This is a genomic window from Pandoraea anhela, from assembly GCF_902459655.1.
Lineage (GTDB): Bacteria > Pseudomonadota > Gammaproteobacteria > Burkholderiales > Burkholderiaceae > Pandoraea > Pandoraea anhela.
In genome coordinates, this window is sequence record NZ_CABPSB010000022.1 from 12540 (window position 1) to 34402 (window position 21863).

Here is a 21863-nt window from a genome sequence, read left to right on the forward strand (position 1 = left end):
CCCTTATTCTCCCTCGCGATTCGGCACCAGAATTTCCCGGTTGCCGTTGCTCGCCATCGCCGACACCACGCCGGACTGTTCCATCTGTTCGAGCAGGCGTGCCGCCCGGTTGTAGCCGATGCGCAAATGGCGCTGCACCAGCGAGATCGACGCACGGCGCTGCTTGAGCACCACCGCCACGGCCTGATCGTATAGAGGATCGGACTCGCCGCCCCCCTCGCCAGTTCCGCCGGCGGCGCCGTCGATACCGCCGTCTTCGCCCTCCGTCGCGCCTTCGAGAATGCCTTCGATGTAATTCGCCTCGCCCTGCTCCTTGAGTCGCTCGACCACGCGATGCACTTCGTCATCGGCCACGAACGCCCCATGCACACGCAACGGCAGCCCGGTGCCCGGCGGCATGTAAAGCATGTCGCCCATGCCGAGCAGCGTCTCGGCGCCCTGCTGATCCAGAATCGTGCGCGAATCGATCTTCGACGACACCTGGAACGCCACCCGCGTCGGCACGTTCGCCTTGATCAGGCCCGTGATCACGTCCACCGACGGACGCTGCGTCGCCAGAATCAGGTGAATGCCTGCCGCACGCGCCTTCTGCGCGATCCGGGCGATCAGTTCTTCCACCTTCTTGCCGACGACCATCATGAGGTCGGCCAACTCGTCGATTACCACAACGATGTACGGCAGACGCTGCAACGGCTCGGGCTCATCCGGCGTTAGCGAGAACGGATTCGGAATATGCTCTTCGCGCTTGGCGGCATCGTCGATCTTGTTGTTGTAGCCAGCCAGATTGCGTACACCCAGCTTGCTCATCAGCTTGTAACGACGCTCCATCTCGGCGACCACCCAGTTCAGGGCATGGCCCGCCTGACGCATGTCCGTCACCACCGGGCACAGCAGGTGCTGGATGCCTTCGTACATGCTCATTTCGAGCATCTTCGGATCGATGAGGATCAGCCGGACCTGCTCCGCCGTCGCCTTGTAAAGCAGCGACAGAATCATGGCGTTGATGCCCACGGACTTGCCCGAACCGGTGGTGCCGGCAACCAGCAGGTGGGGCATCTTGGCCAGATCGGCCACGACCGGCTTGCCGCCGATGTCCTTGCCGAGCGCCAGCGTGAGCAGCGACGAAGAACTGTTGTAGACCTCCGAGCCCAGAATCTCCGTCATGCGCACCGTCTGGCGGCGCGGATTCGGCAACTCCAGCCCCATGTAATTCTTGCCCGGGATGGTTTCGACCACGCGGATCGACACGAGCGAGAGCGAGCGCGCCAGATCCTTCGCCAGATTCACGATCTGGCTGCCCTTCACACCGGTGGCCGGCTCGATCTCGTAACGCGTGATGACGGGGCCGGGATATGCGGCCACCACACTCACTTCGACACCGAAATCCTTGAGCTTCTTCTCAATCAGGCGCGACGTGAATTCCAGCGTTTCGGCCGACACCGTTTCCTGCGCTACCGGCGCCGGGTCGAGCAACGCCAGCGGCGGGAGGATGGAATCGGGCAGATCGGCGAACAACGGCGCCTGCTTCTCCTTTTCGACCCGCTCGCTCTTGGGCACAACCTTGACCGGCGGCACGATCTGCACCGGTTCGTGGACCTCTGCGCGCACACGGTTCTGCACCACGGCGCCTTCGCGGGCAATGGCCGCCTCCTCGCCCAGACGCCGGTCCTGACGCGCCTCACGGCGGCGGCGAATGACGGTGCCGGTATCGAGAATCAGCGCGCCCAGCTTTTCGGCCACGGACAGCCACGAGAAATGGAACAGCAGCGACAGGCCGAACGCGAAGATCAGCAACAGCGCCAGCGTGCCGCCCGTAAAGCCGAGCGCATGCTGGAAGAAGCCCCCGACGGTTTCGCCGACGACCCCGCCCGACGCACGTGGCAACTGGGCCTTGAGACGGTACAGACGCAGGGATTCGATGCCCGCGCTCGAGAGCAGGACCATCAGGGAGGAGACGATCTCGACCCAGCCGCCGCTGGCGAGACGCTCCCGCAGCGGGGGGGCTTCTCGCCGGGCGGAGATCCGGCGGTAGCCCGAGACCACGCGGCGGGCGATGAACACCACCAGCCAGTAGGCGGACAGGCCGAGCATGAGCAGCAACATGTCGGCGACCCACGCGCCGACGCGTCCCGCCCAGTTGGCGATACGCTCCACGTGCGCCGCATGCGTCCAGCTGGGGTCCAGACGGCTGTAGGAGAACAACGCCATCAACAGGAACACCATCAGCGCGACCTGCGCCATCCAGCGGATTTCATGGAAGAGGTGCGTCACCCGATTGGGCAACGACGATCCGGCACCAGCAGAGTAGGAAGATTTCGTCGTCATCAAGCCATGCGGTTGGGCGGGCAGACGGGCGGCCTGCCGCGCGGCAAGGCTCCATTGTAAACAACTATTACATTCATATTTGAACGAAAAGGTGACAAGCGGTAACGCCAGTGTTTTCGGCCTGTGCACCAACGCCAAGCCGTGCCCGAACGTCTGCAGGACATCGTGTCGGCCCGTCTGCGGCCCAGCCGCCTCCCATCCGCCCCCAAATTCCGGTCACGCCCCGTCATTCCGGTGGTTCGGCGCGGCCGAAGGGGCTTCAAGCCTCCCCCTTTACTGACGGATTTGCCGACGGGTTTGCCGCAGTGGGCGTGCGCCGACGGCTATCGCTTCGATTGTGAGGCTCCATCAACGAAACGACGGCGGCCCTTTATAATGTCGGCTTGCGCCGTCTCCCTGCCGCCCGCCGTCTGCCGTCACCGGCGCAGGGTCAAGCGCCAGCCCCTTCTTTTTCCGGTGAGCAAGTCCATGTCTGCTGCCAAGCACGCCAAAGTCCTGATTCTCGGTTCCGGCCCCGCCGGCTATAGCGCCGCCGTGTACGCCGCGCGCGCCAACCTCAACCCCGTGCTGATCACGGGCATCGCCCAGGGCGGTCAGTTGATGACCACCACGGACGTCGAGAACTGGCCCGGCGACCCGACCGGTGTGCAAGGCCCCGAGTTGATGGCCCGTATGCAGGCCCACGCCGAGCACTTCAACACCGAGATGATTTTCGATCACATCCATACGGTGCATCTGAACGAGCGCCCGCTGCGTCTGATCGGCGACTCCGGCGAATACACGGCCGACGCCCTGATCATCGCAACCGGCGCCTCGGCGCAATACCTCGGGCTACCGTCCGAAGAAGCGTTCTCGGGTCGCGGCGTCTCCGCCTGCGCCACCTGCGACGGTTTCTTCTACCGCGGCAAGGAAGTCTGCGTGGTCGGCGGCGGCAACACGGCGGTCGAAGAAGCGCTTTATCTGTCGAATATCGCCAGCAAGGTCACGGTGATTCACCGCCGCGACAAGTTCCGCGCCGAGCCGATCCTGATCGACCGTTTGCTGGAAAAAGCCAAGCAGGGCGTGGTCGAACTGAAGTACGACAGCGTGCTCGACGAAGTGACCGGTGACGACAGCGGTGTGACCGGCGTTCGCATCAAGAACACCAAGACGGGCGCACACGAAGACATTTCGCTGCACGGCGTGTTCATTGCCATCGGCCACAAACCGAATACCGATATCTTCGAAGGCCAGTTGGAGATGAAGAACGGTTACATCGTCACGCACAGCGGCCTGAACGGTAACGCCACGGCCACCAGCGTGCCGGGCGTGTTCGCCGCCGGCGACGTGCAGGACCATATCTATCGCCAGGCCATTACCAGCGCCGGCACGGGCTGCATGGCCGCACTCGACGCGCAGCGCTACCTCGAGAACCTCGACCAGTAAGCGCGCAAGCGGCATCGGCTGCCCGGCGGCGGCGCCCTCGCTGTGTGATCGTTCATGCAGCGAGGGCGCCGTCTTCGCTTTGCTGCCCCCTCGTGGATGTCGCGACTTGCCCAGCGCAATCGTGCATCGACCGAATCGATGTCATTGACGTCATCGATGTCATTGACGTCATGCGCGTCATCGGCTCGACCGGCTTGCGTCGCCGTTCAGTCCCGTTATCATCGGCTCTGCCCTCCACCTTGTTCGCACGACCATGAGCAAGAAGCCTCCGAAACTCAGTCTCAGCGATCTCAACGGCCTGCGCGACGCGCTCGCCAGAGAGACTGCCGCCCGCGAGGCCGAACGCCTCGCCGCCGCAAAGCGCGCCGCACAGGCCGAACGCGACGCCAATGTGTTCCGTGACAGTATCGGCGATATCGCGCCGCTGACCGGTAAGGGATCGACCAATCGCGTCGAGCACCCGCGCCTGCCGCCCGAACCGGTGGCCCGACAGACACAGGAAGACGAAGCCGCCGTCCTGCATGAATCGCTGTCGGACGAATTCGATCCCGAAGCGTTGCTCGATACGGACGATCGGCTGTCATACCGTCGCCCCGGCATCAGTCACGACGCGGTACTCAAGCTTCAGCGCGGCGACTGGGTGGTGCAGGCGCAGATCGATCTGCACGGGATGCGCCGGGACGAAGCGCGTGAAGCGCTCTCGGCCTTCCTGCACGACGCCGTCAAGCGAGGCCTGCGCTGTGTGCGCGTGATTCACGGCAAGGGGCTCGGCTCGGTGAATCGCGAGCCGGTGCTCAAGGACAAGGTACGCGGCTGGCTCGCGCAGAAGAATGAAGTGCTGGCGTGGGCGCAGGCGCAAGGACGCGACGGCGGGGGCGGTGCGCTGGTAGTATTGCTCCAGGCTTCGCAGTCCAGAACGTCGCGTGCAGGCGACTGACGCTTTGCTTTGCTCGCTTTGCTGTCATTTGCCGTTCGCGGTGCTTCCGCTCCACCGGCTTCGCTGATTTCTACCGCCTCACCTGCTTCACACGCTTCACCTTCGTTTTTCCCGTTTTTCCCGTTTTTCCCGTTTTTCCCGTTTTTCCCGTTTGCCACCCTGATCGCCGCTGACAGGATTCGCCGATGATTAACGAGATGAGCGCACAACTGCATACGATCCTGGCCATCATGGAGGCCATCGCCGTATTGTCGTGCGCGATCTCGGGTTTCGCCGAAGCCCGCAAGCAACACCTCGATCCCGTGGGCGCCTTCGTGCTGGCTTTCGCGACCGCCTTCGGCGGCGGCACGTTGCGCGACGTCCTGCTCGACCACCGGCCCTTCTACTGGGTCCAGCACCAGTGGTACTCGGTCATCATTCTCGTGCTCTCGCTGTCCACGTCCGTCGTGCTCAAGCTCGTCTCGCGCGTGGCGACAGAGCGCGTGTTGCTCATCACGGATGCGATCGGACTCGGGTTCTTCAGCGCCTCCGGCACGTCGCTGGCGTTACAGACGGACATGTCGGCGTTCATGTCCGTGATGATGGGCGTGATCACCGGCGTGGGCGGCGGCGTGATCCGCGACATTCTCTGCAACGAGGTGCCGCTGGTGCTGCGTGACACACGTCCTTACGCCGTGTGCGCCTTTATCGGCGGATGGATCTATATCGCGCTCACTTACGCGGATCTGGACCCGGTCTACACGCTGTCGATCAGCGCGTTTTCCGTGATTTTCGTGCGCCTGATCACTGTCGCGTTCGACGTACGGCTTAAGTCCTGACGTCGGTCGCCGCCAACGCTACAGAGCAGCCACCGCCAGCCACCACCGACCGCCGCAAGGCGGCCTGAAACGCCAAAGGGCGACGCCGCTCGCGCAGCCGTCGCCCTTCGTCGTCGTGTGCCCCGGGAATGCGCCCCGGGCGGCCATCAGACTGCCTGCTCGCCCTCTTCGCCCGTACGGATACGAATCACGCGCTCTACGTCGGTCACGAAAATCTTGCCGTCGCCGATCTTGCCGGTGCGCGCCGCTCCCAGCACGGCATCGATGACCTGCTCGGCCTGCGCCGCGCTCACCACGACTTCGATCTTGATCTTCGGCAGAAAGTCGACCACATACTCGGCGCCACGATACAGCTCGGTGTGGCCCTTCTGACGGCCGAAACCCTTCACTTCGGTGACGGTCAGCCCCGTCACACCGACTTCGGCCAGCGCCTCGCGGACTTCGTCGAGCTTAAAGGGTTTGATGATGGCAGTTACGCGTTTCATTGTCGCCTCGATACCTTGGTTGGATTGTTCTGAAAATTCGCCGGCCTATTGTACCGGTCCGGGGACGGCACGCCGATGACAGCGCGCCCGCCCCCACGAAGGCTCAGGCATGCGGATCGTCCGGCACGGTGTCCAGGTCCGCGAGCCACACCACGGACTCCGAGTCGCTCGGCGCACGCCAGTCGCCGCGCGGCGAGAGCGAGCCGCCCGTGCCGACCTTCGGTGCGTTCGGAATGCAGGAACGCTTGAACTGGCTGGTGCGGAAGAACCGGTCCAGGAAGATACGCAGATTGCGTTTGATGACGACCAGATCATACGCATTTCGGGCCTGATGCTCCTCGTCCGGCCAACGTCCCCGGGACGCGTCGTGCCAGGCGCTCCACGACAGGAACGCCACCTTGCGCGGTGCGTAACCGAAGCGCAGCGTGTAGTAGAGGTTGAAGTCCTGCAATTCGTACGGCCCGATGAAATGCTCGGTGCGCTGCTCGGGCGCGCCGTTCGCCTTGCCCGGCACGAGTTCCGGGCTGATTTCCGTCTCGAGAATATCGATGAGGACGTTGCGCCGCTGCCCCGCGTCCTTGCCGCCCCTGGCGGGTTTGGCCGACGCGGCACCGCCCAGTTGCCCGGTCTCGGCCACCCAGCGTACGAGGTGCATGATGAGTGTCTTGGGCACGCTGGCGTTCACGTTGTAGTGCGACATGTGGTCGCCCACGCCGTAGGTGCACCAGCCCAATGCCAGTTCGCTCAGATCGCCCGTCCCGATCACGATCGCGCCCATATGATTTGCGAGACGGAACAGGTGATTGGTGCGCTCGCCGGCCTGCACGTTCTCGAAGGTAACGTCGTAGACGGCCTCGCCCCTGGCGAACGGATGATCGAGGTCATTGAGCATCTGCATGCAACTCGGACGAATATCGATCTCGCGCGCGGTGCAACCGACCGCCTCCATCAGTTCGCGCGCCTGACGCAGCGTGCGCTCGCTCGTGGCGAAACCCGGCATCGTGTACGCCAGAATATTCGTACGCGGCAGCCCGAGCCGATCCATGACCTTTGCGCAGACGAGCAGCGCATGCGTCGAGTCCAGCCCGCCGGACACGCCGATCACGACCTTCTGAATCTTCGATGACGCCAGGCGTTGCATCAGCGCCTGCACCTGAATGTTGTAGACCTCGTGGCAGCGTTCGTCGCGACGCTGCGCGTCGGACGGCACATACGGGAAGCGGCCGATGGCGCGCGCGAGCGGCAGCTCGGCATCGCGTGGCAGCGTGACATCCACCTTGATCGTGCGAAAGCGCGCAACCTCGTCGGCATGGCGCCGCACCGACACGCCGAACGTCGTCTGATGCATGCGCTCGCGGGCGAGCCGCTCCAGATCGACGTCCGCGAAAATCAGGTGCGACTCGCTGGCGAAGCGCTCGGACTCGGCCAGCATGTCGCCGTTCTCGTAAATGAGTGCCTGCCCGTCCCAGGCGAGATCGGTGGTCGACTCGCCCTGCCCGGCCGAGGTGTAGAGATACGCCGCAAGGCAGCGCGCCGACTGCTGACCGACCAGTTGGTGTCGATAGGCCGACTTGCCGACGACCACGTTCGAGGCCGAGAGATTGACGAGCACCGTCGCGCCGGCCAGCGCCGCGAACGACGACGGCGGCACCGGCACCCAAACGTCCTCGCAAATCTCGCAATGAAAGCGCAGCAGCGGTTGGTCGGCGGCCTCGAAGATCAACGCGCCGAACGGCACGTCCTCTCCGAGCAGCGTGACCGTTCCGACGCCCGCATCGTCCGCCGCATTGAACTGACGCGCTTCGTAGAACTCGCTGTAGTTCGGCAGATACGTCTTGGGCACGACACCATGAATGCGTCCGCGCGCGACGACGACGGCGCAATTGAACAATCGCTGCTGCACGCGTACCGGCATGCCGACGATGAGCGCCGCCCCCAGGTCGTGGCTCGCGGCCACGATCTCGGCCAGCGCAGTGTCGCAAGCGTCTTGCAGTGCGCGCTGCTGGAACAGGTCTTCGCAGCTATAGGCGGGGATCCCCAGTTCAGGGAAGGCAACGAGCACGGCACCTTCGGCATCGGCCTGTCGGGCCAGCGCAATCGTCTGCGCGGCATTGAACGCCGGGTCGGCGACGCGGCACTGCGGCACACCGACGGCCACTCGCGCGAAATCGTGATTGTAGAGATTTAGGAATCGGTTGGTCATGTCGACGGCTATCGGGCTTCGTCCATGTGCCGTGCCGTCGATGCCCGACGCGCGCGGCGGGCCAGAACGACGGGCAGGACGTGGGGACGGGAGAATCGCCAGTATATTACGCGCGCCCCTGCCGTGCCGGGGCGCGTGCGGGTTCGGTCGACGAACCGAAGGCTCGACGGTGTCCGCGTCATGTCGGTCGGCGACCGGCACCGTCACCGGCTGGTGTCGTTCTCCTCAGAACGGATTCAACGGCGAGATGGCCGAATCGTCACTGCCGTCGTGCTTTGGTCTGCGCGTTGGTCCGCGCTTTTGTCCGCACTTTGTCACGTCTTCGGGCCGTCCGCCGCCGGCCATCCGCGCGCACCGCCCGAACGCCTCGGCCAGCGGCTTGCCGTCCCATGCGCCCTCGCCGAACCGCTTTGCCGTTTCGCCGAACAGCCGGCGCTCCAGCGAGACGACGCTGTCCCCGAGCGCGACGTCGCCCGTTGCACGCGCCCATGCAGGCAGCCCCATCCCGACGACGTACCGGCTCCACCGGTCGGCAGCACGGTAGGCAGTGTCCGGATCCGACGCCAGACAGGCGCGCACGACCATGGCGTGAAGCGCCCGTGCCTGCACAGCGGGCCGTGTCCGCCACGCGACATAGCGTTGGCGCACTGCCGGCCATAACCCGCGAGCGCGCCACAGGGCGTACGCCACGACGCTCAGCATGGCCAGCATCGCAATCCCCTCTAGAACCGCGCCGACCCGCCCGTCATCGCCTCGCGAAAACCACGCGGTCCCGCCAGGCGCCATACCGCCCGTCGGTGCGCCTGGCGCGACGACGACCCGAAGCGCGGGAGCTTCCGAGCGTTCGCGCTGTCCGGACGCCGGATCGATCCAGTCGAGCGTGATGGCCGGCAGCGTGTAGGTGCCCCGACGCTCGAAGACGTATGAAAACGTATCGACGCGCAAGCCGCCCGCGACCGGGTCCGCGACGTTCGGCGACACGCCGTCCGAGAGCTTCGGATCGGCGGCGAACACCCGAACGCCGCGCGGCGCCTGCGCTTTCGGTGGCTGAATCCGCATGGCCTGCGTGTCAGGTGCGAACGTCGTCACCGTCCGGACCAGGGTATCGCCCGCGCGAAGCTGCACGCCGTCCTGGCCGGCAGCCGGGGTAAGCGACTGCGTAACGGTCAGCTTCGCGACCGGCAGCGTCGCCCTCTGCCCGCCCTCCCCTGCCTTGCGTGCCGGCGATGTGAGCGCCGGCGTGCCCCCGGCCCCGACCCGGATGCGCGTCGTGGGGAGCGTGACTTTCGCGTGTTGCGCCGCGCCGTCGTCACCGGCGTACGTCACGTCGATAGCAACGGGAGGCAACACGTAGTCGCCATCCTGATCGGCGGCGAACGCGTAGGTCCGGGTGATGGCGGCGAAGGTGGCGCCGTCGAGGGTCTCCGTGGCATTGAGCGCGCGGGCATCCGGCATCGTCACGACCGCACCCGGCACCTGAAACAGCGGAAAATCGGGCGCCGCCATGAAGAAGTTCGGCACGAGCACGGTAACGTCCACCGTCACCTGCTGTCCGGGACGAATGGGCGACGACGTGCCCAACACCACGCGCGCCATCGGCTCGGCCGCCATTGCCGCCCCCGTCGCGACGAGGCACAGCAGTACGACAACCCCCACGGTAACGCTGACTAGCCACCGGCGGCAGCGGTTGTCCGACATGCTGGCGTCCCTGGCCTTCCCGGTGCCCCTCCCGTCGTTCTTCCCGTCGCCCATTGCCTTCCTTCGGCGCAAGGATCGCGCGTCGCCACCGCCAGCGATCGGACAGACGTGAGATCGACGGGAAGCCAACGTCATGCCGGGGGTCATGGCGCACGCCCTCCCGGACGCCCTTGCTGAAGCGCGAATTCGCGCTGTAGCAAGGCCGTCGGCGTCGTCTGAATCGTGCGCATCCACATCTGCGTGTCCTGCGACGGTCCGGGCTTCGTCGCCGTCTCGCCCGGGCCTTGGGGCTTTGGCGCGTCATAGCGAATCTCGTCGGGCGCAATGTCCGGCGCGATCTCGTCGTCGTCGGCAGACGGCTTGCGGGGCTTCGGCAATGCCGCGATCAGACGCCCCATCAATGCAAGATTGGCCTGTGCGGCGGGCCAGTCCGGCTTGCGCCTGAGCGCCGCGCGGTAGCGCGCCTGCGCCCCCTTGTAATCGCCAAGACGCGCCAGTGCGTTGCCCTGATCGAAGTCGCTCTCGGGCGAATCGATCAGCGCGAAACTCTGCGCCGCCTGCGCGTATTGCCCCGCACGATACTGCGCCACGCCGCGCCACATCGGGTCGTCGAATCGCTCGGCCGCTTCGGCGAAATCACCGCGCTCGAACGCGCGACGGCCCTGCTGATCGCGCGTGAGCCACAGGTCGACGAATCGCCAGCGACGCGGCGTTTGCCCCGCGTCGGCGGACGCCGCCGCCACCCCCTCGCCGCTCGCCCGAACGGAGGTCTGCGCGAACGCGGGCGGGGCAGGCATGGGCAACGACAGCGCCAGCAGCACGCCGACGATCCAGCGCACCGTCCAGCCCTTGCGGAACCAGAACGCGCCGAGCACGACGAGCGCAATCGTGCCCCACCAGCCTTCGTCGCGCCAGCGCGCCGCTGCGCCCGTTTGCGTCTGCTCCAGATGAGACTGCACGTGACGCAGCACCCAGTCGATGTCGTCGTCGCCATCGGCCTTAAAGGTCGCCACGGGCACGCCGCTGTCGTCGGCGAAGCGCTTGAGCGCGCGTTCGTCCAGACGTGCGAATACGCGTGCACCGTCGCGTTCCACATAGCTGCCGTCGGGCATGCCCGGGGGATGTAACGGCCCGCCTTGCGTCGTGCCGATGGCCAGCACGACCGCCTGACTGCCCGTGTGTGCGCGCAGTGCCTGCGCGGCGGCCACGTCGACGGCGTCGGTCATGAACAGGATCGTGCCCGGCGTCGGTTCGCGCCGCAGATCGTCGTCGACCACGCGCAGCACCTGCCGCATGTCTCGCCCGGGCACCGGCATGATGCTCGTCTGCAATGCATCGACATAGGTGCCGAGCAACGCGCTGTCGTCGGTGAGCGGCAGCACGCGATGCGCCGAACCCGAGTAGGCGTAAAGCGCCGTGCGCGCGCCTTCGCGACGGGCCAGCAACGCCTTGACCTTGAGTTTCGCGCGCTCGAGCCGCGTCGGCGTCACGTCGACCGCATCCATCGTGGGCGACAGGTCGATGGCGATCGCCAGCGGCGCCTTCTCGTCGAGAAACGGCGGCAGTTCCCGTTTCCACGACGGCCCCGCCATGCCGATCCCGCCGAGCACCAGCACGAGCGCGATCAGATGCACCGGACGCAGCCGTCCCCGCGGCTGCGCCTGAATGACCAGCGCATCGAGCAGATGCGGCGCAATGACGCCGCGCCAGCGCCGCCGTACATCGGTCTGACGCTGGACAGCCCATACGATGGCGAAGGCGACCGGCACAAGACACAGCCAGAACGGCCGGAGGAAATGAAAGTGGGCGAGATCGGTCATCGCGCGCCCCTCGCCTCGGAAAGCGGCGTCGCTGGCGCTACCGCCGAAGCGGGCGTGCCGGCGCTTCGGGCGGGTGCCGCCGACGGCTCGCCGGACACCCCGTCGACGTGATGGGCATCGTCGGCGCCCGCCATCGCCGCTTTGCGATTGACATACGCCGCGTAGCCCGCCAGCGCGATCTCGTACAGCAGCACGATCAGCAGCGCGGCACCAAGCGGCCACAGAAACAACTCGCGGCGCGGACGCCACGACAGCGTCTTGTGATCGTGCGGCGTAATGCGGTCGAGCGTGTCGTAAATCGAAGCGAGCGCCGTTTGATCCTCGCCAAAGAAGTAACGCCCGCCGGTGCGCGTCGCGATGCTTTGCAACACGTCGAGATCGACGCGCACCTCGCCTTGCGCCGCCGGGTCGCCGATACCGACGGTGTGCACGGTCACGCCGCTGTCGTGCGCCACCCCCGCCGCCAGCACCGGTGGCATGCGGCTGGCCGTGTCGTTGCCGTCGGTGAGCACGATCATCACCTTCTGGGGCGCCTCGCTGTGCTCGAACATCTTCGCCCCGAGGCCGATGGCGTCTCCCAGCGCGGTGCTGTTGCCGGCCATGCCGGGCAGCATGTCGTCGAGCAACGTGTGAATCAGCGCGTGGTCGAGCGTGAACGGGGCGAGCGGATAGGCTGCGTCGCCGAAAATGACGAGCCCGATGCGATCGTCCGGGCGATGCGTCACGAAATCGCCGACAACGGTCTTGACCGCCTGCACGCGCGCAATGCGCGTGCCGGTGTGATCGGGGAAATCGGGCGTGTCCATCGATTGCGACAGATCCAGTGCCAGCAGAATGTCGCGCGTGGGCTGCACTTTCTCGATGGGCGCTTCGAGTATCTGCGGACGGGCGAGCGCTGCGACCAGCAACGTCCAGGCGACAGGCGCGAGCACGTGCTGCACCCAGTTGCGTCGCGGCACGACAGCGCCCGCCGCCGGCTGCAATCCCGCCGCGCTCGCCACATCGCCGAAGAACGGCAGACGCACGGACGGACTCTCCTCTCGATAAGGCGGCAGCAGCCACCACAGCAGAAGGGGCAGCGGCAACAGCGCGAAACACCACGGATAGTCAAACTGGAACATGATGGCGCTCGATCCAGACCCGACAGGCGCTCACGAGCACCTCGACGCGATGATGCCTTGGGTCATGCCCCTCCCAGCAGCGGCTCAGCGAGGCGTCAGGCTGATACTCCGCATACGCGACCAGCGCCGAGAGCGCATCGGGCACCTCCGGCGATGTCCCTGTGCCATCGAGACTGCGACGCAGCAACGCCGCCCAGCCGTCACCGCTCAGCCGCGCCACGCTGTCCCTCGGCCACGCCGTCAGCGCGACGCGCTTGAGCAATTCCGCCATCTGACGCAACGCGTGGGCGCGGTCCGCGTCGCCGGCGTCCGGCCGACGAAGCACCGCCGCCCACTCGCGCAATCGCGCCACCGCTTCGCGACGATACCGATTGGCCCGATACCGCCGCCAGGCGCGCCAGCCGAACCCGATCACCCCTAACGCCAGCAGCGCCGCGAGGATGGGCCAACCGATGGTCTGCGGCGTCCACGGCGGCGGGGCAGGCACGGCGATATCCGCGAGCGAACGAAGTGTCGGCATGTCGGCGACGGGTGCCGAAGCGGCGGAGGTGGCGGAGGTGGCGGAGGTGGCGGAGGTGGCGGAGGCGCCAGATGATGCTGCCGATGCGGCAACCGGCGCGGCGCTGGCGGAGAGCGTCATCGTGCCGCCCCCCCTTTCGCGCGACGGTAGCCGTTCCCGTACGCAGGAGCGCCGCCGAGAAAGCGACGGATCTGCCCCGCAGTCTCTTCGGCGGCGGACAGCGGAAACATCGGCACGCCGATCGCCCGGTGCCAGTCCACGAGATGCTTGCCGTGCCCGCTGAAGAATTCGCGAATGCTGTGCCGCATCGACGTGTCGCCAAAGCTGAGTTCGACTTGCAGTTCACCGTCGCTCACAACGAGGCTGCCCGACTGCGGCAGTGCACTGAGAAACGGGTCGTGCACCAGCACGGTCAGCACGTCGTTACGCGCCGCAATGCTCAGCAGCCGCTGCCGCGTGGTCGCGTCGTGTCCGTCGAAATCGCTGATGACGACGACCAGACAGTCGTGCGTTGCCATGCGGGCGCATCGCTCCAGCGCCAGGTTCAGTTGCCCGGGCACACGTCGGGCGCTCACATCGGCCCGCAATCCCGCGTTGCACTTCACGACCCCGCCGAGAAACTGCTCGACCGCCGCCCGGCTGCGCTTCGGCGCGAAGGTCGCCATCGACGTGTCGTCGAACACGATGCCGCCCACACGATCGCCGTCGGCCAGCACGCGCCACGCGGCCAGCGCCGCCGCCTCTGCGGCCGTCACCGACTTCATCGCGCGGCGGCTGCCGAAGAACATGTTGATGCGCTGATCGACGACCAGCAGCACCGGTCTGTCCTTCTCCTCGGTGTACACGCGCACATACGGATGACCGGTGCGCGCGGTCACGCGCCAGTCCATGCTGCGGATGTCGTCGCCCGCCACATACTGACGAAGCTCCTCGAAGGCCAGTCCCCGCCCGCGTACCCGAGATCCGTGTCGGCCCGCCAGCACGCTATGCACCGGTTGTCCCGGCGTGAAATGGAAATCCCGCGCCGCACTCTCGAGGGCGTTCAGTTGGGCGATATCCACGCTGACGCCCGGCACGGCGGGCCGGTCGGGCGCACCGATATCGAGCGTGGGCGCCGATGCAGGGCGCGGCGTGGCGGGCGACATCGGTGTCCCCGCACGACGTCCCCACTGACGTAAGCGTTGCCTCAAGGACAGGGCCATGTCCGCGCACCGCCTCAGGCAAGCGCTACGCGCTCGACGAGCCTGTCGATGGCGGCGTCCGCGCGCACGCCAGCGGCATGCGCCTCGTAGGAGAGGATCAGCCGATGCCGGAAGACGTCGTGCACCACGGCCTGCACATCCTCGGGCGTGACGAAATCGCGTCCGCGCAGCCACGCTTGCGCCCGCGCCACTTTGTCCAGCCCGATCGAACCGCGAGGGCTCACGCCGACCTGAATCCAGCGGGCGAGATCGTCGTCCACCTTTCCGGGAGTGCGCGTCGCCTGCACGAGCGCCACCAGATATTGCTCGACGGGGTCGCTCACATGCACGGCATGCACTTCGGTGCGCGCGCCGAGGATGACGTCTTGCGAAAGCCGCAACACCGTGCCGGACGTCGATGCCTGCGCCTCCTCCGCTCGTGCGAGCCGCACGATTTCCCGCTCGGCGTCCGCCTGCGGATAGTCGACGCTCACGTGCATCAGGAAGCGGTCCATCTGCGCCTCCGGCAACGCATAGGTGCCCTCCTGCTCGATAGGGTTCTGTGTCGCCATGACGAGAAAGAGCGGGTCGAGCCTGTGTGTCGCACCGCCCACGGTCACTTGCCGCTCCTCCATCGCCTCCAGCAACGCGGCCTGCACCTTCGCAGGCGAGCGGTTAACTTCGTCGGCCAGCACGAGATTGGCGAAGATGGGGCCCGGCTGAAAGCGGAATTCGCCCTTGCCGCCGTCCGAGAAATAGATCTCGGAGCCGGTGATGTCCGATGGCAGCAAGTCCGGCGTGAACTGGATTCTCGAGAGCTTCGCTTCGAGATGGTGCGCGAGCACCTTGATCGCTCGCGTCTTGGCGAGCCCGGGCAACCCTTCGACCAGCAAATGTCCATTGGCGAGCAGCCCGAGCAACAACCGCTCGATCATCGCCTCCTGCCCCACGATGGCTTCGCTCATCGCCCGACCGAGCGCCAGCACGTCGTCGTGACGGCTCATATTTGCCCTCCCGGCTGAGAACAGGTGGCCGACACCGCCGGCCACCTGTTCGAGACTACGAGGCGCGAATGGCGCGCCTCATACAACGCTCGCAACGCATGCCACTCACTTCTGCGCCTTCTTGTTCAACGCCGCTTCGATCTGCTTGTCGACCTGCTCGCGCACCTGATCGACACTGAAGCTCGCCGGACGCTGGCTCGGCGGATACTCGACGAACGTCTGGAGGAACGCACTGGCCTTGGCGGTGCCGAGGACCATCAGATAGTCGTTCTTCGTCAGCCAGTCGTTGTACTGATTGGAGACGATGTCCGCACGCTCGTAAGGATCCATGCGCAGGTTGAACACCTTCGGCACACGCAGGCAGACGAACGGCTCGCGCCAGACGGCGAAACCGCCGGGCTCCTTCATCTCGCAGAACACGATCTTCCAGTTGCCGAAGCGTGACGCCACCAGTACGCCGTCGTCATTGAAGTAATAGAACTCGTCGCGTGCGCTCTTGTTGGTCTGACCCGTCAGGTACGGCAACTGGTTGAACCCGTCCAGGTGCACCTTGAACGTCTGGCTGCCCACCGATGCGCCTTTGAGCAACTTGTCCTTGATGCCGGTGTCGCCCGCCGCCGCAACCAGCGTCGGGAACCAGTCCATCCCCGAGAACATCTCGTTGCTCACCGTTCCCGGCTTGATCCTGCCCGGCCACCTCACGATGGCCGGCACACGGAACGCGCCTTCCCAGTTCGAGTCCTTCTCGCTGCGGAACGGCGTCGTTGCCGCGTCGGGCCAGGAGAACTGGTTCGGACCGTTGTCGGTCGTGTAGACGACGATGGTGTTATCTGCGATTTTCAGATCGTCGAGCGTTTTGAGCAGTTTGCCGACGTCGCCGTCGTGCTCGATCATGCCGTCGGCATATTCGTTGCCCGGCATGCCGCTTTGCCCTTTCATCGAATCGCGCACGTGCGTGTACATATGCATGCGCGTGGTGTTCATCCAGACGAAGAACGGCTTGTTCGCCTGCACTTGCTTGGTGATGAAGTTCTGTGCCGCCGCCGTGGTCTCGTCGTCGATGGTTTCCATGCGCTTGGTCGTGAGCGGCCCGGTGTCCTCGATCTTGCCGTCGGCGGTCGAGTGCAGCACGCCGCGCGGCGTCACCTGCTTGACGATCGGGTCGTTCTTGTCCTTCGGCCAATACGGGCGCTGCGGCTCTTCCTCCGCGTTCAGGTGATAAAGGTTGCCGAAAAACTCGTCGAAGCCGTGTTTGGTCGGCAGATACTCGTCGCGGTCGCCAAGGTGGTTCTTGCCGAACTGGCCAGTCGCGTAGCCCATGGACTTGAGCACCTGCGCCATGGTCACGTCGCGCGCCTGCAACCCGACCGTCGCGCCCGGCACGCCGACTTTCGACAGCCCGGTGCGCAGCGGCGATTGTCCGGTGATGAACGACGAGCGGCCTGCCGTGCAACTGTTCTCTGCGTAGTAATCGGTGAACATCATCCCTTCGCGGGCGATACGGTCGATGTTCGGCGTGCGGTAGCCGACCAGCCCCATGCTGTACGCACTGATGTTCGTCTGGCCGATGTCGTCGCCGAAGATGACGAGAATGTTCGGCTTCGCGCCATTGTTGCTCGCGGTCGTCGCCGGTGCGGCGGCAGTGCCGTCCGACGCCCCGCCGGCGGGGGCGGGCAGGTTCGATTGTGCGGGCGGTTGGGCGGGGGCCGTATTCGTCGCCGACGACGTACCTGACGAGTCGGCCGGCGTCGCAGGCGCCTGCGACGACGCAGCGGCGCTCGATGACGCCGACGGCGCCGGTTTATCGCCCGACTTATCGCAGCCGGCGAGCGCCACCGCAGCGAGCACCAATGTCAACGTCGCCAGGGTGCTGCCAGGGAACCTTGCCTTCCCGCCAATGTTTCGCAGTGAACTCCGCAGTGCACTCATTACTGCCTCCAGGGAATTTGGGACGAACTGAGACGCCGTACAGACAGAACGATGATGTTTTCACCGCGAATGCGGCGCAATCAGTAGTCGGGGCAATGCCATTGCCCCTTGGAGCAATCGCATTACCCCGAAGGGCAATCCGTGTCGGCGCCGGCGTAGCCTGCCCCGACGGCAGCGCTCGGCCGGGATTTGTAGCAGAATGCTCGTTCGGGCGATCAAGCCCGGCCCCCTGAAAACTTCTCAAAGGTTCTCCGAAGCGTGACTTCGAGCGTCGAAATCCACGTAGTCGACTCCATCGCAGACGTACCGGCCGCAGACTGGAACGCCCTCGCCGGCAGCAACCCCTTCGTCGGGCATGCGTATTTCTCGGCCTTGCACACGTCGGAATGCGCCTGCGCCCGGACCGGTTGGCAGCCCCGCTTTCTGCTGATGCGCCGCGAAGGCGCGCTCGTCGGCGCGATGCCCCTCTATCTCAAGAGCCACTCACGGGGGGAATATGTGTTCGATCATGTCTGGGCAGACGCCTTCGAGCGCCACGGCCTGCGCTATTACCCCAAACTGCTGAGCGCGGTGCCCTTCACGCCGGTCACCGGCCCGCGACTCCTGGCCAGAACGCACGAAGACCGTGTCCTGCTCGCTCGCGGGGCGATTCAGTTCGCGCGTCAGGCAGACGTCTCGTCCCTGCATGTGCTGTTCTCCGAGCCGGACGATCTGGCCGCCTTGTCCGACGCAGGCTATATGCAGCGCGAAGGCGTTCAGTTCCATTGGAAGAACGAGGGTTACGCCGACTTCGACAGCTTTCTGGCGTCGATGAACCAGCAAAAGCGCAAGAAGATCCGGCAGGACCGCCGTCACGTGATTGACGCGGGCGTGACCTTCTCCTGGCTGCGCGGCGCCGAGATCGACGATGCGGCGCTGGACTTCTTCTACGCCTGTTACGAGAACACGTACCGCGAGCACTGGAATGCGCCGTACCTGACGCGCGAGTTCTTCGCCCAAGTCCATCGCGACATGCCCGATGCGCTGCTGCTGGTGATCGCGCAAGCCGAAGGCGAACGGCTGGCGTGCGCGCTCAATGTCGTGAGCGACGGCGTGATGTACGGGCGCTACTGGGGCACCCGGAAATTCGTGTCAGGCCTGCATTTCGAAACCTGCTACATGCAGGGCATCGAGTACTGCATCGCCCACGGACTCAAGGCCTTCGAGGGCGGTGCACAGGGCATCCACAAGATGTCGCGCGGGCTGCTGCCCACGCCCACATGGTCTGCGCACTGGATTGCCGACGACCGCTTCGCGCAGGCCATCGGCGATTTTCTGGACCGCGAGACGGCCGCCATGGACGAGCATATCGTCGAGCTTGAGGCGCATACGCCGTTCAAGCGTCGCAGCGGATAACAGCCTCAACAAACGGATCGCGGCCGCGCCACGGCGGGCACGGACAACAAAAAACCCGGCACGGAGCCGGGTCTTTCTGGCGTCGACGTCCGACGCCCCTGCCGCGGGGCAATGCTTACTTCTTGGCGTTGGCCACGCCGTCGAGGATTTCCTTGTGGGCGGCGTCGATACCTTCCCAGCCCTCGACCTTGACCCACTTGCCCTTCTCGAGCGCCTTGTACTGTTCGAAGAAGTGCTTGATCTGGTCCTTGAGATAGCCCGGCACGTCGTCGATCGACTTCAGGTGCGCCGTCATCGGGCAGATCTTGTCGACCGGCACGACGACCAGCTTGGCGTCCACGCCCGACTCGTCGGTCATGTTGAGCATACCCAGCGCACGGCAGCGAACCACCGAGCCGGCCAGCAGCGGGAACGGGGTGACGACCAGCGCGTCGACGGGGTCGCCGTCGCCCGCCAGCGTTTGCGGAATGAAACCGTAGTTGGCGGGGTAGCGCATGCCCGTACCGATGAAGCGGTCAACGACCAGCAGGCCCAGATCCTTGTCGGCCTCGTACTTCACCGGATCGCTTTGCGCCGGGATCTCGATGATGACGTTGAAGTCGTTGGGGAGGTCCTTACCGGCAGGCACGTTGTTGAAGCTCATGATGGCATTCCTGTATATAAAAAAAGGCATGCCGTCGTGTGGCGCGGACCGGCATCGTCCGGGCGTCGTCCGTCTGTCGTCAGGCGATCGACCCGCCGCTGTGCGCGCCGCCCGACGGCAATCGGGCGCGGAACATTATAGCGGGTTTGGACGCTTCGACCGTCTCGACCGACCTGTCAAAGCGAAGGCAGCTTCGCCAGCCGCTGCGGCGTGAGATCGTCCACACTCGCGCACCCAAGCAGTTGCAGCGTCGTGCGCAACTCGCCCAGCAGCAGATCGAGCACGCCGCTCGCGCCCCGCCCGCCGCGCGCCGCCACGCCATACAGCGGTGCGCGCCCGAGCAATACCCCCTTCGCCCCCAGGGCGACGGCCTTGGCGACGTCGGCGCCGCGCCGCACACCGCCGTCGAGAAAGACCGACATGGGCGGCCCGCTCGCATTGACCGCTTCCACGATCATCGGCAACGCCTCGACGGGGGCGAGCGTGCTGCCCAACTGACGCCCGCCGTGATTGGAGACGACGATGCCGTGCGCCCCATGGGCTTGCGCCTGACGGGCATCGTCGACCGTCAGGATCCCCTTGACGAGCACCTCACCGGGCCAGTGACGCCGCACCCAGTCAAGGTCGTGCCAACCGAGCGACACGTCCATCTGACGGCTCAGCATCGCCGCGTGACGCGCCAGATCGGCCCGCTCGCCCACGCTTTTCGCAATGTTGCGCAGTTGCGGCGCGCCGCCCACGAGCATCTGCCAGCTCCAGTGCGGATGCCGCACGCAGTCCGCCAACAGGCGCGGCGTAACGCGCAACGGCAGCTTGAAGCCGTTGCGCGTGTCGTGATCGCGCTTGCCGTGCATCGGCGTATCCACCGTCAGCATCAACGTGCGGAACCCCGCCTCGCGCGCCCGGCGCATCATGCTCTCGGCAATCCGCCGATCCTGCTGCACGTACAACTGAAGCCACAACTCGCCGTCGGGCACGGCGGCGCGAACGTCTTCGAGCAGGGACGTGGATGCCGTCGAGAGGACGAAAGGCAGACCGGCGTCGGCGGCCGCACGGGCGAGGAGTTCGTCGGCACGGGGCCAGAACAGGCCATTGAGCCCCGTGGGACCGACGGCCATCGGGGCGGCGGCATCTCGCCCCCAGAAGGTCGTCCTGCTGGTCGTTTGCGACGTGTCCTGCATCACACGCGGCGCGAACCCCCACTGCCCGAACGCTGCGCGATTGCGGCGCAACGCCTCGCCGTCTTCCGCCCCGCCTTCCAGATAATCGAACGCCAGTTTCGTCAGACGGCGGCGCGCCGCCAGACGGTAATCCTCCACGCAGGAAAACGCGTGCATTGCTCCCCCTGTCCTCATGTCCCGATCATGTTTGTGGTCTTTCGCCAGCAACGTTGCCATTAGGGAAAGTTTGCTACTTGGGCACAAACAATTGCATTACAATCAGAATCATTACAATCCGAACACACTCGCACACCCCATGCCGCGCTCACCCGCCGGGTCGTCGCGCTCCACCGCCGACACGCCTGCAAGCTCTGCCAAGTCCGCTACGGCGCCGCGTTCCTCGCTCTTCGTCGGCTCGACGGAGAAGACGTTTCAAGTGCTGCACGCGTTCGATGGTCCTGCGCGCTACATGACGCTCGGCGACATCGCCAAGGCGGCCGGGCTCGATCGCAGCGCCACCCAGCGGCTCGTACACACGCTCGAAGCGCTCGGCTATCTCTACCGCGTACCGGAGACGCGCACCTACGGGCTGACGACCAAGGTGTTGCAGTTCTCGTACAACTACATCCGGGCCAACGAACTGGTCGACAAGGCGTCGCCGTATCTGCTCGACATCAGCCGCCGCGTGGGCGAGACGACCAACCTTCAGGAGCTCGACGGCCACGAGATCGTGTTCGTGGCGCGCTTTCCCGGCCAGCATCTCGTGAACATCGATATCGTGGTCGGCGCACGCCTGCCCGCGATGTTCACGGCGTCGGGCATTGCGATCCTGTCGCGCCTGCCGGACACGCGAGTGCGCGAAATCCTGTCGGGCACGGCGCTCGAACCGATGACGCCGTACACGCTGATCGACGAAAAGAAGCTGATCGAGCGGATTGCGCTCACCACGCGTCGCGGCTACGCCATCGTCGAGAACGAGACCGTGATGGGCGACATCTCGGTCGCCGCGCCGATCACCGATCACGACGGTCACGCCGTGGCCGCCATCAACATCTCGGTGCCGACCTCCCGCTGGACGCGCGAGCGCGCGGAAGCCGAACTCGCCCCGCACATTCAGGTCGCCGCAACCTCGATCTCGAAGTCGCGGCTGTCGACCTTCCGGCGCTAAGCGCAAGCGTCGCGTCCGTGCGGTGCCGGGC

General features: G+C 65.8%; 17 protein-coding genes. 5 read left to right on the forward strand and 12 right to left on the reverse strand.

Translation table 11 applies throughout. The annotated features are described in order from the left end of the window. Positions 1–3: 3 nt before the first annotated feature. Positions 4–2325: a DNA translocase FtsK gene (locus PAN31108_RS22370; RefSeq protein WP_150670968.1), complete on the reverse strand. Its 2322-nt coding sequence runs from the start codon at positions 2323–2325 to the stop codon at positions 4–6. Positions 2326–2793: 468 nt separating this feature from the next. Here PAN31108_RS22370 and trxB point away from each other — a divergent pair, with 468 nt between their 5' ends. From trxB to PAN31108_RS22385, 3 genes are all read left to right on the forward strand, one after another. Next, complete coding sequence (gene trxB / locus PAN31108_RS22375) at positions 2794–3750, forward strand: thioredoxin-disulfide reductase (RefSeq protein ID WP_150670969.1); 957 nt, start codon at positions 2794–2796, stop codon at positions 3748–3750. Positions 3751–4003: 253 nt separating this feature from the next. Beyond that, the gene (locus PAN31108_RS22380) at positions 4004–4687 is read left to right on the forward strand and encodes a Smr/MutS family protein (RefSeq protein WP_150670970.1); all 684 of its coding nucleotides are present in this window, start codon (positions 4004–4006) and stop codon (positions 4685–4687) included. Between the two features lie 197 nt (positions 4688–4884). Further along, positions 4885–5505: a trimeric intracellular cation channel family protein gene (locus PAN31108_RS22385; RefSeq protein ID WP_370819717.1), complete on the forward strand. Its 621-nt coding sequence runs from the start codon at positions 4885–4887 to the stop codon at positions 5503–5505. Between the two features lie 146 nt (positions 5506–5651). On the opposite strand, the gene PAN31108_RS22390 is transcribed toward PAN31108_RS22385, so the two are convergent. The 9 genes from PAN31108_RS22390 to PAN31108_RS22430 all read right to left on the reverse strand — a co-directional run bounded on the left by PAN31108_RS22390 (position 5652) and on the right by PAN31108_RS22430 (position 17466). Next, on the reverse strand, positions 5652–5990 hold the full coding sequence (locus PAN31108_RS22390) for a P-II family nitrogen regulator (RefSeq protein WP_010805431.1): 339 nt from the start codon (positions 5988–5990) through the stop codon (positions 5652–5654). Between the two features lie 103 nt (positions 5991–6093). Continuing rightward, positions 6094–8193 carry an NAD(+) synthase gene (locus PAN31108_RS22395; protein WP_150670971.1) on the reverse strand — a complete coding sequence of 700 codons (2100 nt, stop codon included), beginning with the start codon at positions 8191–8193 and terminating at the stop codon, positions 6094–6096. A gap of 225 nt (positions 8194–8418) precedes the next feature. Continuing rightward, positions 8419–9891, reverse strand: a complete 1473-nt coding sequence (locus PAN31108_RS22400) for a BatD family protein (RefSeq protein ID WP_174995104.1) — start codon at positions 9889–9891, stop codon at positions 8419–8421. Positions 9892–10034: 143 nt separating this feature from the next. After that, positions 10035–11711, reverse strand: coding sequence for a VWA domain-containing protein (locus PAN31108_RS22405; protein ID WP_150670973.1), 1677 nt, complete (start codon positions 11709–11711; stop codon positions 10035–10037). Continuing rightward, positions 11708–12832 carry a vWA domain-containing protein gene (locus tag PAN31108_RS22410; protein WP_150670974.1) on the reverse strand — a complete coding sequence of 375 codons (1125 nt, stop codon included), beginning with the start codon at positions 12830–12832 and terminating at the stop codon, positions 11708–11710. The genes PAN31108_RS22405 and PAN31108_RS22410 overlap by 4 nt, the downstream gene beginning before the upstream one ends. After that, complete coding sequence (locus PAN31108_RS22415; protein ID WP_246184093.1) at positions 12819–13472, reverse strand: DUF4381 domain-containing protein; 654 nt, start codon at positions 13470–13472, stop codon at positions 12819–12821. Before PAN31108_RS22415 ends, PAN31108_RS22410 begins: the two co-directional genes overlap by 14 nt. Next, the gene (locus tag PAN31108_RS22420; protein WP_150671017.1) at positions 13469–14497 is read right to left on the reverse strand and encodes a DUF58 domain-containing protein; all 1029 of its coding nucleotides are present in this window, start codon (positions 14495–14497) and stop codon (positions 13469–13471) included. The genes PAN31108_RS22415 and PAN31108_RS22420 overlap by 4 nt, the downstream gene beginning before the upstream one ends. Positions 14498–14568: 71 nt before the next feature. After that, positions 14569–15537 (reverse strand): AAA family ATPase, encoded by a 969-nt coding sequence (locus PAN31108_RS22425; protein WP_150670976.1) that lies wholly within the window; start codon positions 15535–15537, stop codon positions 14569–14571. Positions 15538–15642: 105 nt separating this feature from the next. After that, positions 15643–17466 carry an arylsulfatase gene (locus PAN31108_RS22430; protein ID WP_246184095.1) on the reverse strand — a complete coding sequence of 608 codons (1824 nt, stop codon included), beginning with the start codon at positions 17464–17466 and terminating at the stop codon, positions 15643–15645. Between the two features lie 258 nt (positions 17467–17724). Here PAN31108_RS22430 and PAN31108_RS22435 point away from each other — a divergent pair, with 258 nt between their 5' ends. Further along, positions 17725–18861 carry a GNAT family N-acetyltransferase gene (locus tag PAN31108_RS22435; protein ID WP_150670977.1) on the forward strand — a complete coding sequence of 379 codons (1137 nt, stop codon included), beginning with the start codon at positions 17725–17727 and terminating at the stop codon, positions 18859–18861. A gap of 115 nt (positions 18862–18976) precedes the next feature. Here the strand turns inward: PAN31108_RS22435 and ppa are convergent, their stop codons facing one another. Beyond that, positions 18977–19504 carry an inorganic diphosphatase gene (gene ppa / locus PAN31108_RS22440; protein ID WP_150670978.1) on the reverse strand — a complete coding sequence of 176 codons (528 nt, stop codon included), beginning with the start codon at positions 19502–19504 and terminating at the stop codon, positions 18977–18979. 176 nt (positions 19505–19680) lie between these two features. Then, entirely contained in the window at positions 19681–20841 is a 1161-nt protein-coding gene (locus tag PAN31108_RS22445) for an alpha-hydroxy acid oxidase (RefSeq protein WP_150670979.1), read from the reverse strand. 139 nt (positions 20842–20980) lie between these two features. Here PAN31108_RS22445 and PAN31108_RS22450 point away from each other — a divergent pair, with 139 nt between their 5' ends. Continuing rightward, entirely contained in the window at positions 20981–21832 is an 852-nt protein-coding gene (locus PAN31108_RS22450) for an IclR family transcriptional regulator (protein ID WP_150670980.1), read from the forward strand. Positions 21833–21863 lie beyond the last annotated feature (31 nt).